We start from the raw sequence: 13,760 nt of genomic DNA, 5'->3' as shown, positions 1-13,760 counted from the left end.
CAAATTAAACAACAGTACTTTTGCTTATAGATTATTTATGTAGGTGGCCCGGCAGTAACGGCTATAAAAATCACCTTGTCCCACTAAATGTGTTATTGGACGGCGAATAACGCCAGGGACACAGCAGGAAAAAAGGCGCGAGAGCGATAACTGAAAGGCAGAAAGGAGATGGCCGGGCCGGAAAGCAAAAAAGCAGACGCCAGGCGTCTGCTTTTTCTAAATTTGGCTCCTCTGACTGGACTCGAACCAGTGACATACGGATTAACAGTCCGCCGTTCTACCGACTGAACTACAGAGGAATTGTGTGAACGGGGCGCATGATATCGAGGGCATCCGAACTTGTCAAAGCCTGTTTCGCAAAAAGCGACTGAGTGCTGAAGAAAGCAGCAGTCCGCCGTGATCTTAACCGTTATCAGCGGCGTGCTGATATGCATAAAGGTGGCTATGGTTATGAAGGCGGTTTAAAAGCGAGGCGAAAGGAGCATCCATGACGCAGAGAGAAAATCTGGTACGGCAGCGACTGGCATTGACCACGGCTCAGCGCAGGCAGAGCGTAAAGGCCGTTGCCGAAGGAAAAACAGAGCAGGCAGAGCCGGATAGCCGACGCGCGCAGCGTTATGCCTTTCAGCGCATGCTGGAGCGGACGGCGATTATTGGACCGGAAGCCGATTTCTTACCCACCGGCTTTTTACTGCAGGGCGCTGAACGGGCCAGAGCGGTGGCGCTGGTACGAGAGGATGGCGTACCTAAAGGCACCGGTTTTCTGACTGGCGCCGGGTTATTTGTTACCTGCTTTCACGTACTGCCGGATCGTCAACGCGCCGCTGGCTATAGCGTGGAGTTTGGCTATTGGCAAAATGAACAGGATAAGATCGCGGCGACCGCGGTTTACTCACTGGATGCCGACAGTTTTTGGCTGACCAGCCCGGAAGATAAGCTGGACTGTACGCTGGTTGCGCTGGGTGAACAGCGTGCGGGCACAGCCGATATGGCGCTGCCAGGCCAAATCGTACTCAGCGATCGACCCGATAAACATCAGCTGGGCATGGCGGTGAATATCATTCAGCATCCTGCCGGCGCTGCGCAGCAGGTCGCGCTGCGTGATAATTATTTACTGGCGCGCGGGGAAGAGGGCAGCGCCGCAGCGAATGTGCTGCATTACACGGCGGATACCGATGAAGGCTCCTCTGGCGCGCCGGTTTTTAACGATAGTTGGCAGCTGGTAGCGCTGCATCATGGCGCGGCGCAGGACGAAAGCGGAACCCTGATAAATGAAGGCATTCGCATCAGCGCGCTGGTGGACTGGTTAAAAGCGGAGGCGGTAACGCTTGAACCGCTGGCGCGTCAACGCCTGATTGCGGCACTACGCGGCGAACGCGCGCTGACGTTGATCGAACAGGCGCGCGCCGCGCCGGATGCTAACTATGCCAATCGCAATGGCTATCAGCCCGACTTTCTCGCCGGTTATGCGGTGCCGTTAGCGCCGATCCTGCAGCCCAGGGCGGCAGAGATCGCGCCTCTGCGCTCCGGTGCGACCGGCACTGAGGCGATTCTGGACTACCAGAATTTTTCGCTGGCGGTCTGCGCCGAGCGGCGCATCGCTTTTCTCACCGCCACCAATATTGATGGCGCGCGCTATATCAGTATCAATCGCGACAGTGGCCAGCCCTCGCTATTGGCCGAAGGAGACAGCTGGTATGAAGACAGCCGCATGGACAGCCGCTATTACCTGGTGCAGTCTTTTTATCGCGAATTCAGTCGCTGGTTCGATCGTGGGCACCTGACTCGTCGCAGCGATCCTACCTGGGGCACGCCGCAGGAAGCGATCCGCGCCAATAAGGATACCTTCCATTTTACTAACTGTTCGCCGCAGCATTTTCGCTTTAACCAGAGCCTACAGTACTGGCAGGGTGTAGAGCGTTACATCCTGGAATATGGCGTGTTGCAAACTAAAAAACAGATTACGGTGCTAACCGGGCCAGTGCTGAACGATCAATGGCGGCAATATGGCGAGGCGAAAGTGCCGCTGATGTTCTGGAAAGTGGTATTGCGTATTGGCAGCGAAGGCGAGCCACAGGCTACGGCGCTGCTGGTTAGCCAGGCGAACCTGCTGGACGAGCCACGACGGGCCATCGCCCCCGCGCAGCAGGATAGTGTGCCGCGGGTAGATGAATTTCGCATTACGGTCAGCGGGCTGGAAAGCCTGACCGGGCTGGATTTTTCCGCCTTTCGCGCCTGGGATAGCTGGCAGCCGTCGCCAGGCGTGCGCGCCGATCCGCTTCCGGCGGCGCTGATTATGTCATGGCGCGATCTACTGTAACCTCGTCAGGCTGCCTGCTTTAATTGCCTGAGCAGGCTGGCGATGCGATCTATGCCAGCCTGCTCGCGCCGGCAACCAGAAGCTAAGCCGGGGTATCACAGCGTCGCAAATAACGCAGCGTGGCGGTGACGGCCAGCTGGCGGTTACGCTTAATGCTTTCCGCCTCGCTGTTATCAGACATAAACAGCGTATTAAAGGTATAGCGGTTTGAAACATGATGAACGCAAATACTGCTGATCAGGCGATGCACATCAATTGTATTCACATCCTGATGAAACAGACCTGCCTGTTGCCCGCGTGACAAAATATCATCCAGCAGATCCAGCGCACTGCGGTTAAGCGCTTTAATCCGCGGTGACTGACTAATATAGCGGCCGCGCAATAGATTTTCACTGCACACCAGGCGCATAAAATCGGCATGGTTAGCATGATAATCAAAACTCTCTTCTACCAGCCGGGTAATCGCTTCCTCCGGCGGCAGTGCGCGTAAATTGAGGGCAGTTTCATGCTCGCGAATCTGCTGATAAACCCGCTCCAGCACGGCAATATAGAGATTTTCTTTATTGCCGAAGTGGTAAACCACCATACGTTTAGTGGTTTGCGCATAGCCCGCAATCTGCTCCAGCCGGGCGCCCTGCATGCCATATTCAGCAAAGGCTTGTAGCGCGCCTTCAAGAATACGTTTTTTTAATCCTTCCGGGTCGTTCTTGCGTTTTACCTGTTCAACCATATCAGGGGAATTCCCGTTAACTAAGCCGCTGGCAGGGTAACTTGTTGCCAGATCAAACACAATGTATCAGCGGTCCGGTAGAGGGATGCGCGGGGCCGCGGGCGTATTTTCTTAAGCGTTCATGTAGCGGCAGACAAGCGCAGCACTAGCCATCATCGCCAGGGGAGGCTCACTTATAACTGGTTGCAATAAACAGAGCGCAAGCAGCCATGCATAATAATAGCGGCGTTTATTCAAGGAATTAATTGCATCGCGAATAAAAAAACAGGGCTAACTGGGGCCAGTTTAAATAAGACTATAAACGTTAATGATTCTTATTTTTCCCTGACTGCATTTATTTATCTCGCAGACCTCCTATGATTAACGCGGCCAGACCAGGGCTGTCAATAACGACGATTTAACGCCATATATTAAAGAAACTTATAACAGGCAGGGTGCTATGTCTTTTGTTGCAAATATTGATCCGAATGCTGTATCGCAGTTATTAGAAAACATTGAAAGCCAGGGATACGCCGTACTGGAAAATGCTGTTACCGCTGAGGGTCTGGCAAAATTTCGTCACTGGATTGATGAGGTCAGTGCAAATACAGGAAAGGGATACCATGCTATTTTTGGCGATGTAGATAAGATCGATCATACGCCGCTGGCTGAACTGCGTGAAAACGCAGATTTTCGTCAACTGCTGCGACTGATGGCGGAGAAATCGCTGGGGCGCGCCTTAGACCAGCAAAATATTCTGGCGGTGCTGCGCTGCGTACAGGGTGAAAGTGGGAAAAAGAAATCGAACACGTTTCATTATGATGCCAGCGTTATTACCGCGCTGCTGCCGATTGAAATTCCGCAGAAAGGCGAGGCGCGCGGAGATTTAATTTTATTCCCTAACTTACGGCCTTTCCGCTCCAGCGTAGTGTTTAACGTGCTGGAAAAAACGCTAATGCAAAACGGCGTGTCGCGAACTCTGTTAACCCAGGCGGTGAAACGTCGGCTGGTTAAACCTATGACGCTCTATTTACAGCCGGGCAATATCTATTTTTTCCATGGCTATCGCTCTTTCCATGCTAACGGCCCCTGCGATCCCGCTTTTCGCCGGGCAACAGCGCTATTTCATTTTGGCGATCCGCATGATGGCAGCGTGTTGACCCGTTCTATCGTGAAAGTTAACCGACTGTTAGCTAAGTAGCGCAGCGCTAACCATACTGGCGCTGCGGATTGGACGCAGCCTGTGGCTTACGTTAGCCGATTACAGCGCTGCATAAATCAGTCTACGGCAATGCAAAAAGCCCGCTCAGGTTTCCCTGAGCGGGCTTTTCTAAATATGGCTCCTCTGACTGGACTCGAACCAGTGACATACGGATTAACAGTCCGCCGTTCTACCGACTGAACTACAGAGGAATCGTGTGAACGAGGCGAATATTACCTGGCGCCTTTATGAATGTCAAAGCCTGTACCGCTTTTCGCGGTGCGTTTGCTGGCAAAATCAGCAACTCTCCGCCTTTTGCTGCTTTTCTGATCTGCTGTGTGGATCTCAATTTAACGCCTTTTCCCCGCTGATGTTAGATGTATGTCAAATTTTTGTTATTTGGTAATTTTAAAACGCGCGTTTCGATGCTTTTATTATGAAAATTTCAATTAACGTTATTATGAAACAAATAAACTGTCTCATCAGGTTATCAGTGCGACAAAGCTCGAATAACAGGCATCTCCATAACCATTAGGATATAAATCAGCATGTTGAAAAAAAGGAGGGCAAGCATAAAAAAGCCGCTGGGTACAAGGTTTTATCTTTTTTCGTAGCTTATAACCCTGGTGATGTTGTGTGAATGTAAAAATTATTTTTCATTCGAGGTAACGGCCCGCCAGCGCAATTTAACGAATCGAAGGGTGAACTATGAAGATGAAAAAAGCGATTGTCGCCTGCGTTATTGCCTGCCTGTTGCCCGCAGCTGCGCTGGCGAAAGATATCCAGCTGGGCGTGTCGATGGCGCTGTTTGATGACAACTTTCTCACCATCGTGCGTACCGCCATGCAAAAAGAGATGGATAAAACCCAGGTAAAAGGCCAGATGGAAGATGCCAAAGGCGACGTGGCGCAGCAGCTTCAACAGGTACAAAACTTTATCGGGCAAGGAGTGGACGCCATTATCGTCAACCCGGTTGATACCAACGCGGTGAAGCCGATTATGGACCAGGCCAGTAAAGCGGGCATTCCGCTGATCTTTGTTAACCGCCGACCGCAGGCCGAGCTGACAGACAAAATGGCCTATGTGGGATCGGATTCTGAGCTGGCGGGCCGCCTGCAAATGGAAGCGCTGGCGAAAGCGATGCAGCAAAAAGGCAACGTCGCCATTTTAATGGGGGACCTGGCGAACGAGGCGACGCGCGATCGCACCAAAGGCGTTGAGGCGGTGGTGGCGAAATATCCACAAATCAAAATTGTGCAGAAGCAGACCGCTAAATTTATGCGTAACGAAGCGGTGGATGTGGTGAGCAACTGGATGACCGCAGGCGATCAAATTGACGCCATCGCCTCCAATAACGACGAAATGGCTATCGGCGCATTAATGGCGTTGGGCAAGAATAACAAGGTACTGATCGCCGGGGTGGACGGCACGCCCGATGCGCTGCAGCAGATCAAAAGCGGCCGCATGATCGCCACGGTTTTTCAGGACGCCAAAGGCCAGGGCGAGGGCGCGGTTCAGACGGCGATCAAATTGGTGAAGGGCGAGAAAGTGCAGAAAAACGTAATGATCCCTTATCAGCTGATTACCAAAGAGAACTATCAGCAGTTTGTTAGCCGTAACCAAAAATAACCCTTTCCGTTCGCCTGCCGCCCGTTACGCGGGCCGCCAGCAGGCGAGCTGTCGAGCGGAGGTAAAGCATGACTGCTTATGCGCTGGAAGCTGAAGGCATCAGTAAATTTTTTCCTGGCGTGAAGGCGCTGAATAACGTCTCTTTGCGCGTCAGACCGGGTACGGTACATGCGCTGATGGGTGAAAACGGCGCGGGAAAATCCACTTTGATGAAGTGCCTGATTGGGATTTACCGTCCCGATCACGGTGTAATCCGTATTAAAGGTGAGACGGTACAGTTTCAGGACACGCTGGATGCGCTGCGCGCCGGTATTTCGATGATTCATCAGGAGCTTAATTTGGTGCCGTGGATGACGGTAGCGGAAAACATCTGGCTGGGTCGCGAGCCAGTAAAGTTTGGCCTGGTCGATCACCGTCAGCTAAATCAGCAAACTCAGGCGCTACTAAGCAAGCTTAATATCCGCCTGCCGGCGGATCGCATGGTCGGCGAGCTCAGCATCGCCAGCCAACAAATGGTGGAGATCGCCAAGGCGGTTTCATGGAACGCCGATGTAGTGATTATGGATGAGCCGACCTCGGCGTTGACCGAAGGCGAAGTGGGGCATCTGTTTACTATCATTCGCGATTTGCGCGCGCAGGGAAAAGCGATTGTTTATATCAGTCATAAAATGGATGAAATCTTTACCATTACCGATGAGGTCAGCGTATTTCGCGACGGCAGCTGGGTAGGCAGCGATCGTACCGACAGCTATACCCGCCAGTCGTTGATTACTCAAATGGTAGGCCGCGAGCTGACGCAGCTGTTTCCCAAGTTCAACAACGCCATCGGCGAAGAGGTGCTCACGGTGCGCCATCTGTCGCGGCAGGATGCCTTTGAGGATGTCAGCTTTAGCGTGCGCCGCGGTGAAATCCTTGGCGTTGCCGGGCTGGTGGGCGCCGGGCGCAGCGAAGTGATGGAAACCCTGTTTGGCATGGCGCAGGCCGATAGTGGTGAAGTGCTGATTGATGGCGTGCCGGTCACCATCGATTCACCCGCAACGGCAATCGAGAAGGGCATGGCGTTTCTCACCGAGGATCGTAAAAAGTCCGGGCTGTTTCTGGTGTTGTCGGTGCTGGAAAATATGAGCATCGTCAATATGCCAGAGTACAGCAGCAAAGGCGGCTTCGTCAGTCATGTCCAGATGGCGCAGGACTGTATGGAGCAGATCCGGCGGCTGAATATAAAAACGCCCACCATGGATCAAATCATCAATAACCTCAGCGGCGGCAATCAGCAAAAAGTGTTAATTGCCCGTTGGCTGCTGGCGCAACCGAAAATCCTGATCCTGGATGAGCCGACGCGCGGCATTGATGTCGGCGCGAAAGCGGAGATTTATCGGCTGATCAGCGAGCTGGCTAACCGTGGTGTGGCGGTGATTATGGTGTCGTCAGAACTGCCGGAGATTCTGGGTATGAGCGATCGGGTGATGGTGATGCATGAAGGACGGATAACCGGCATTCTCAATAAAGAAGAAGCCGATCAGGAAACTATTATGTCGCTGGCGTCCGAGTGAGGCGAGAGGAAAATCATGAGCAACGTGAAAATGAGTACCCAACAACCGCGAGTATCGCGTCCGCCGCTGTTCAGCCAGCTGCAGGGCAAATTGCCGAAAGATACCGGCATATTTATCGTGATGCTGGGCATCGCGCTAATTTTTGAAATAGCAGGCTGGTATGTGCGCGATCAATCTTTTCTGCTGAATAGCAATCGTTTGGTACTGATCGTGCTGCAGGTGGCGATTATCGGCATCATCGCCGTTGGCGTGACACAGGTAATTATTACCACCGGTATCGATCTCTCTTCCGGCTCGCTGATTGCGCTCACGGCGGTGGTAGCGGCCAGCCTGGCGCAAACGTCTGACAGCCTGTCGCCGATGTTCCCCTCATTGGTGGATCTGCCCGCTGTCGTCCCCATTATTGCCGGGATCGGCGTGGGTACGCTGTGCGGGTTGATAAACGGCGTGCTGATTACCCGAACCGGTATCCCACCGTTTATCGCTACGCTGGGCATGATGGTTTCCGCCCGTGGTCTGGCGCAGTACTACACGCAGGGCAATCCGATTAGCTTTTTATCCGATGGGTTTACCGCTATTGGCCAGGGCGCAATGCCGGTAGTGATTTTTCTGGTGGTGGCGATCATTTTTCATATTGCGCTAAAGCATACGCGTTACGGCAAATACGTTTACGCCATCGGCGGCAATATGACTTCGGCCCGCGTTTCCGGCATTAACGTAAATAAATATCTGGTGATCGTGTATACCATTGCCGGCGGTCTGGCCGGGCTGGCGGGCGTGGTGCTGGCGGCGCGCGTCAGTACCGGGCAGTCAAGCATGGGCATGTCCTATGAGCTGGATGCTATCGCGGCGGCGGTAATTGGCGGCAGCAGCCTGATGGGCGGCGTTGGACGTATTACCGGCACGCTGATCGGCGCGGTCATTCTTGGGTTGATTAAAAGCGGATTTACCTTCGTTGGCGTGGATGCCTATGTGCAGGATATTATTAAGGGCATCATTATCGTTGCGGCGGTATCTATTGATATGCACCGTAACCGTAAGAAAAGATAATAGGCTTTCAGGAGTAGGGGAATAAAAGAGCGAATTACAGCGACTGATATTATTTATAGCGGTAAACAATAAAGCTAAGACGTTCTGGTTGTGAGGTAACCCGAGAATCGTAATGAAACCGCTGTTAATTTGAATGAAAGAATAAGTGGGGCCTTTAACCTAATAAACGTTTACCTCATTATAATCCCACCAAAATATTTTGTTCGCTTCAGGGGGTTCCCCCTGAAGCATTGGCTATTTTCAGGCAGATTCCGTCAATTTTTGTCGCAGCCTGAAATTGCGCGCGACTTTATGGAACTGCACCTGCCAGCCGCGCTGCGCGCTATCTGCGACCTCAGTACGCTAAAGCTGGAATCAGGCTCTTTTGTTGAGCCTGATCTCCGCCAGTATTTTAGCGACATACTTTATAGTCTGAAAACCTCCGAAGGGGCGGGCTATATTCATGTGTTGATCGAACATCAATCTTCGCCGGATCGGCATATGGCCTTTCGTCTGATACGCTATGCCGTGGCTGCGATGCAGCGCCATATCGAAGCGGGGCATAAAAAATTACCGCTGGTGATCCCGGTGCTTTTTTATGTCGGCAAACGTAGCCCATATCCCTATTCTATGCGTTGGCTGGATGAATTTGATCATCCAGAAGTCGCTGAACGTCTCTATAGTGGCGCTTTTCCGCTGGTTGATGTTACCGTGATTCCTGATGATGACATTATGAATCACCGCAGCATGGCGGCATTAACTCTGTTGCAAAAGCATATTCAACAGCGTGACATTGCAACGCTGGCCGATCGTTTGGTCACGTTACTGATGGCGGATTATCTTTCTTCATCACAGGTAATGGCGCTGATACACTATTTAATCCAGGCGGGTGAGACGGCAGACTCCGAAGCTTTGGTTCGCGAACTGGCACAGCGAGTGCCACAACACGGGGACGCACTTATGACCATCGCCGAACAGCTTGAACAGAAAGGCATTGAGAAAGGTATCCAGCTTGGCCGACAGCAAGGCAGAAATGAGGGAAAACTCGAAGTCGCCCGCAGCCTGCTTGAAATGGGAATGCCCCGCGAGTCGGTGCTGAAAGCGACCGGTCTGACCGAAGACGATCTGGCCCAGCTTCGCCATTGATTGCTAACTTACTCTCTTATTGCCCGGCCGGAGCACGCTTTAATATCGGGGCGCGGCCGGGCAAACTGCTCTTCAGGTTTATTCCGCCACAGCGACTTAGCCTTGTTTTAACGGCTATTTAGCAAGCCTGATCAATGATTCTGGCCAGGCTTAGTGATGCCAGAGCGGAAATGCGCCAAACACAATGCCACCCACCAACAGCGCCATACTGACTACCACGCCCCACTTGATCGAAAAGCGCTGGTGGTCGCCGATATCTACCTTCGCCAGGCCAACCAGCAGATAAATCGAAGGCACCAGCGGGCTAAGCAGATGGAAAGGCTGACCGATAATCGAAGCGCGCGCGATCTCTTCGGCGCTAATGCCGTAGCCTGCGGCAGTCTGGGCGATCACCGGCAGGATGCCGAAATAGAACGCGTCGTTAGACATAAAGAAAGTAAACGGCAGGCTGACCACCGCGGTAAATACCGCCAGATAAGGGCCAAAGCTGTGGGGGATCACCGCCAGCAGGCTTTTTGCCATCGCATCGACCATGCCGGTGCCGGATAAAATCCCGGTAAATACCCCGGCGGCAAAAATCAACGCGGTTACTGCCAGCACGTTAGCGGCGTGGGCGCCGATACGCTCTTTTTGCTGTTCCAGCGAGGGATAGTTAAGCATTACCCCGATGGCGAACGCCAGCATAAACAGAATATGAATCGGCATCAGTCCGACCACCAACAGCACCAGTAGCGCAGTGGTAAGAATAAAGTTAGGCCAGAACATCTTCGGGCGACGGTTGGCTTCGCAATCTTCCGCATCGCCCAATCCCAGGCTGATATTATCCAGATGATGATTTTCCATTGTCATAATGCCCAGTCGCCGGCGCTCACGCAGGGCAAACAGCACCGCCATGCCAACCAGGGTAAAGCAGGCCAGCAGCATCGCCGGGATCATCGGAATAAAAATATCCAGCGCATCGATGCGCAGCGCCGCTGCCGCACGGGCTGTCGGGCCGCCCCACGGCGACAGGTTCATAATGCCGCTGGCAAGGTTAATTAAACAGAGCATCGGCAGCACATTCATCCCCAGTCGATGATAGAGCGGTAGAAACGCGGCGACCGCGATCATATAGGTGGTGGAGCTGTCGCCATCCAGCGAAACCAGCAGCGTCAGTACGGCGGTGCCCACCAGGACTTTTAACGGATCGCCACGCACGATTTTTAAAATTAATCGCACCAGCGGATCAAACAGCCCGGCGTCAATCATCAGCCCAAAATAGAGGATGGAAAAGGTCAGCATGACGCCGGTAGGGGCCAGCGTCTTGACGCCATCCAGCATCATTTCGCCCAGCCCGTGCCAGAAACCGCCCACCAGCGCGAACAATGTGGGGACGATAATCAGCGCAATCAGCGCCGACATCCGCCTGGTCATGATCAGATACATGAAGCAGATCACCATCGAAAAACCCAGCACAGTCAGCAAAATTCGTTCCTTCTTAAGGTTAAGGAGACAGCAGGCGCACTACCGCTAATCTCTGGTGGTGAGAAGCTATGGATATGACGTCACGTTATTTATCTTTGACATAGCAGGCCTAAAGGTTAACTAAGTAATAGTTTCATTTGATATAACCTACTGTTTTTGGGCTTCTTTCGTGGATTAAGGTAATAACATAGATTTTACATTTGCCATCAGGGAAAGAATGAACAGTGATGCGGCTCATATTTCGAACGGTACGAATGCAGATTTTTGTGACCGCGATCGGAAGAAAACCGATCGGGCAGGAATGAGAAGTTTCTCTTATCGCCTGCACAGCGCATACGCAACGGTTGCACCTTTATAGTGCAGCCCATCAAGAGCCTGGCGGGAAAGCACTGCTGATGCGGTGAGTTAACCCCTTCGGGGTAATTGGATTCTCTTATTTTATCATGAGTTAGCCGCGCTTGATTTTAGCGGCGCTAAAAGCTGGCCTGCATATTGCAATCCTTAACACACAGCCGCAATGCGCGCCTGAGCTGGTGATAACATTCGGGAACCCCGACGGAGGCAACATGAATTTAAGACGACTCAAATATTTCGTAAAAATCGTCGATATTGGCAGCCTGACCCAGGCGGCGGAAGTGCTGCACATCGCACAGCCAGCGCTAAGTCAGCAGGTGGCCACGCTGGAAAACGAGCTGGACCAACAGCTGCTGATCCGTACCAAACGCGGCGTAACGCCGACCGAGGCGGGGAAAATTCTTTATGCTCACGCGCGTACTATTTTGCGCCAGTGTGAACAGGCGCAAATGGCGGTTATCAATGCCGGACAAACATTGAACGGCCAGGTTTCAATCGGCCTGGCGCCGGGCACTGCCGCCTCATCGCTGACCATGCCGCTGCTGCAAACGGTGCGTGAAGAATATCCGGAAATACTGGTTTATCTGCATGAGAACAGCGGGTCATCTCTCAATGAAAAAGTAATGAACGGTCAGCTTGATATGGCTGTGCTGTATGACCGCACGCCGCTGGCGGGCATTACCAGTACGCCGTTAATGAAAGAGGATCTTTATCTGGTCGGCGCCAGCGACGCGCCCGGAACCACGGTCGATCTGGCCGAAGTCGCGCAGATGAATCTCTTTTTGCCGCGTGATTACAGCGCGGTGCGCAAGCGCGTCGATGAAGCTTTTTCTTTGCGCCGTCTCAGCGCGCGCATAATTGGCGAAATCGAATCACTTGCGACCTTAACCGCAGCCGTTTCCAGTGGTATGGGCGCCACGGTTCTGCCGGAATCGGCAGCGCGCGCGCTGGTGAGCGCAACCAACGGCTGGATGGCACGCATTAACTCACCTTCGCTGAATTTACCGCTGTCGCTGAATATATCTTCGCGTTTGCCGCTGTCGCCTTCCGCCCAGGCGGTAAAAAATATTCTGCTGACCTTGCTGAATAAACCTGCGCAGGAACAGCGTGAGCTGATGCTGGTGGGATAAGCCGCTTTGTGCTTCGGGCAGGCTGACTCATGATGTCTGCTCGCTCGTTTTTTATTACATAATTGCATAATAAACCGTTTTTTATTATTTGTAGCTATCGATAAGCCTGCTTAACATAAAGGCTTATTGACGTCAGATAAGGAGAAACGGTTTGAACTTTCAACAGCTTAAAATTATTCGTGAAGCCGCACGCTGTGAGTTTAACCTGACGGAAGTGGCGAACACGCTTTTTACCTCTCAGTCTGGCGTCAGTCGCCATATACGTGATTTAGAAGATGAGCTGGGCGTAGAGATCTTTATCCGACGGGGCAAGCGGCTATTGGGGATGACCGAACCGGGCAAAGCGCTACTGACCATCGCTGAGCGTATCCTTGATGAAGCCAGTCGGGTGCGCCGGCTGGCTGATGTCTTTACCAATGAAACCAGCGGCGTACTTACTATTGCCACCACCCATACTCAGGCGCGTTACAGCCTGCCAAAAGTGATCAAAGCCTTTCGCGCCCTTTGGCCGCAGGTGCGTCTGGAGCTGAATCAAGGCTCGCCGCAGGAAATCGTGGCAATGGTTACCGCCGGCGAGGCAGATATTGGTATTGCCAGCGAGCAGTTGGTTAACCAGGCGGCGCTGGCGGCTTTTCCGTGGTTTAGCTGGCATCATGCGCTGCTGGTGCCGAAAGGGCACGCGCTGGAGCAGGAGCCGCAGCTCTCGCTGGCGGCGCTCAGCCGCTATCCGCTGATTACCTATCGGCAGGGTATTACCGGACGCTCGCGCGTCGACCGCGCCTTTCAGGCCGCCGGGCTGAAACCGGATATTATCCTCAGCGCTCAGGACTCTGACGTGGTGAAAACCTATGTAGAGTTGGGGCTGGGGGTGGGCATCCTTGCCGATCAGGCGTGCCAGCTGGATACGCATTCCTCCCTGACGCGGCTGGATGCCCATCATCTGTTTGAGGCCAGCACCGTCTGGCTGGCGCTGAAACGCGGGCAGCTACAGCGTAATTACGTCTGGCAGTTCCTTGAATTGTGCAACGCCAACCTGTCGCTGGAAGAGATCAAACGTCAGGCGCTAAGCGTTCAGGAGGAAGAGATGGCGATCGATTTTCAAATTTAATCCCTCTCTCCCGCACATTGCAATTATTTCGCGCAGCGACTGGCGGCCGCAGGGCATGACCGCCTGGAGCCTGATGGGTCAGGCGATGGACTAATCGTGACGGTTGTGTTCTGAACA

Annotated in this window: 10 protein-coding genes and 2 tRNA genes; 8 read left to right on the top strand and 4 right to left on the bottom strand. The window is 53.0% G+C overall.

What is annotated here, in order from left to right; all coding sequences use genetic code 11:
• Window positions 1–223: 223 nt before the first annotated feature.
• Window positions 224–299: transfer RNA gene (locus tag K6958_RS12945), tRNA-Asn, on the bottom strand.
• A gap of 188 nt (window positions 300–487) precedes the next feature.
• On the opposite strand from K6958_RS12945, the gene K6958_RS12940 reads away from it, so the two are divergent.
• On the top strand, window positions 488–2,320 hold the full coding sequence (locus K6958_RS12940; protein ID WP_249891481.1) for a DNA/RNA non-specific endonuclease: 1,833 nt from the start codon (window positions 488–490) through the stop codon (window positions 2,318–2,320).
• A gap of 82 nt (window positions 2,321–2,402) precedes the next feature.
• On the opposite strand, the gene K6958_RS12935 is transcribed toward K6958_RS12940, so the two are convergent.
• On the bottom strand, window positions 2,403–3,050 hold the full coding sequence (locus K6958_RS12935) for a TetR/AcrR family transcriptional regulator (protein ID WP_249891480.1): 648 nt from the start codon (window positions 3,048–3,050) through the stop codon (window positions 2,403–2,405).
• A 439-nt stretch (window positions 3,051–3,489) separates the two neighbouring features.
• Here K6958_RS12935 and K6958_RS12930 point away from each other — a divergent pair, with 439 nt between their 5' ends.
• Window positions 3,490–4,230 (top strand): hypothetical protein, encoded by a 741-nt coding sequence (locus K6958_RS12930; protein ID WP_249891479.1) that lies wholly within the window; start codon window positions 3,490–3,492, stop codon window positions 4,228–4,230.
• 136 nt (window positions 4,231–4,366) lie between these two features.
• Here the strand turns inward: K6958_RS12930 and K6958_RS12925 are convergent.
• Window positions 4,367–4,442: transfer RNA gene (locus tag K6958_RS12925), tRNA-Asn, on the bottom strand.
• A gap of 496 nt (window positions 4,443–4,938) precedes the next feature.
• On the opposite strand from K6958_RS12925, the gene K6958_RS12920 reads away from it, so the two are divergent.
• The 4 genes from K6958_RS12920 (at window position 4,939) to K6958_RS12905 (ending at window position 9,587) form a co-directional block, all read left to right on the top strand.
• On the top strand, window positions 4,939–5,859 hold the full coding sequence (locus K6958_RS12920; protein WP_249891478.1) for a sugar ABC transporter substrate-binding protein: 921 nt from the start codon (window positions 4,939–4,941) through the stop codon (window positions 5,857–5,859).
• A 68-nt stretch (window positions 5,860–5,927) separates the two neighbouring features.
• Window positions 5,928–7,412, top strand: a complete 1,485-nt coding sequence (locus K6958_RS12915) for a sugar ABC transporter ATP-binding protein (protein WP_249891477.1) — start codon at window positions 5,928–5,930, stop codon at window positions 7,410–7,412.
• Window positions 7,413–7,442: 30 nt separating this feature from the next.
• Window positions 7,443–8,462, top strand: coding sequence for an ABC transporter permease (locus K6958_RS12910; RefSeq protein WP_434085216.1), 1,020 nt, complete (start codon window positions 7,443–7,445; stop codon window positions 8,460–8,462).
• Window positions 8,463–8,684: 222 nt separating this feature from the next.
• Window positions 8,685–9,587 (top strand): Rpn family recombination-promoting nuclease/putative transposase, encoded by a 903-nt coding sequence (locus K6958_RS12905; RefSeq protein ID WP_249894681.1) that lies wholly within the window; start codon window positions 8,685–8,687, stop codon window positions 9,585–9,587.
• Between the two features lie 150 nt (window positions 9,588–9,737).
• Here the strand turns inward: K6958_RS12905 and K6958_RS12900 are convergent, their stop codons facing one another.
• Window positions 9,738–11,051: a CitMHS family transporter gene (locus K6958_RS12900; RefSeq protein ID WP_249891475.1), complete on the bottom strand. Its 1,314-nt coding sequence runs from the start codon at window positions 11,049–11,051 to the stop codon at window positions 9,738–9,740.
• A 566-nt stretch (window positions 11,052–11,617) separates the two neighbouring features.
• On the opposite strand from K6958_RS12900, the gene nac reads away from it, so the two are divergent.
• On the top strand, window positions 11,618–12,535 hold the full coding sequence (nac, locus tag K6958_RS12895; protein WP_249891474.1) for a nitrogen assimilation transcriptional regulator NAC: 918 nt from the start codon (window positions 11,618–11,620) through the stop codon (window positions 12,533–12,535).
• 151 nt (window positions 12,536–12,686) lie between these two features.
• Entirely contained in the window at window positions 12,687–13,643 is a 957-nt protein-coding gene (gene cbl / locus K6958_RS12890) for an HTH-type transcriptional regulator Cbl (protein WP_249891473.1), read from the top strand.
• The last annotated feature ends 117 nt before the right edge of the window (window positions 13,644–13,760 follow it).

The organism is Mixta hanseatica (assembly GCF_023517775.1).
In the GTDB taxonomy this organism is placed as follows: domain Bacteria; phylum Pseudomonadota; class Gammaproteobacteria; order Enterobacterales; family Enterobacteriaceae; genus Mixta; species Mixta hanseatica.
The sequence above is the reverse complement of the archived record's forward strand: the minus strand, read 5'-3'. Positions and strand labels throughout refer to the sequence as shown.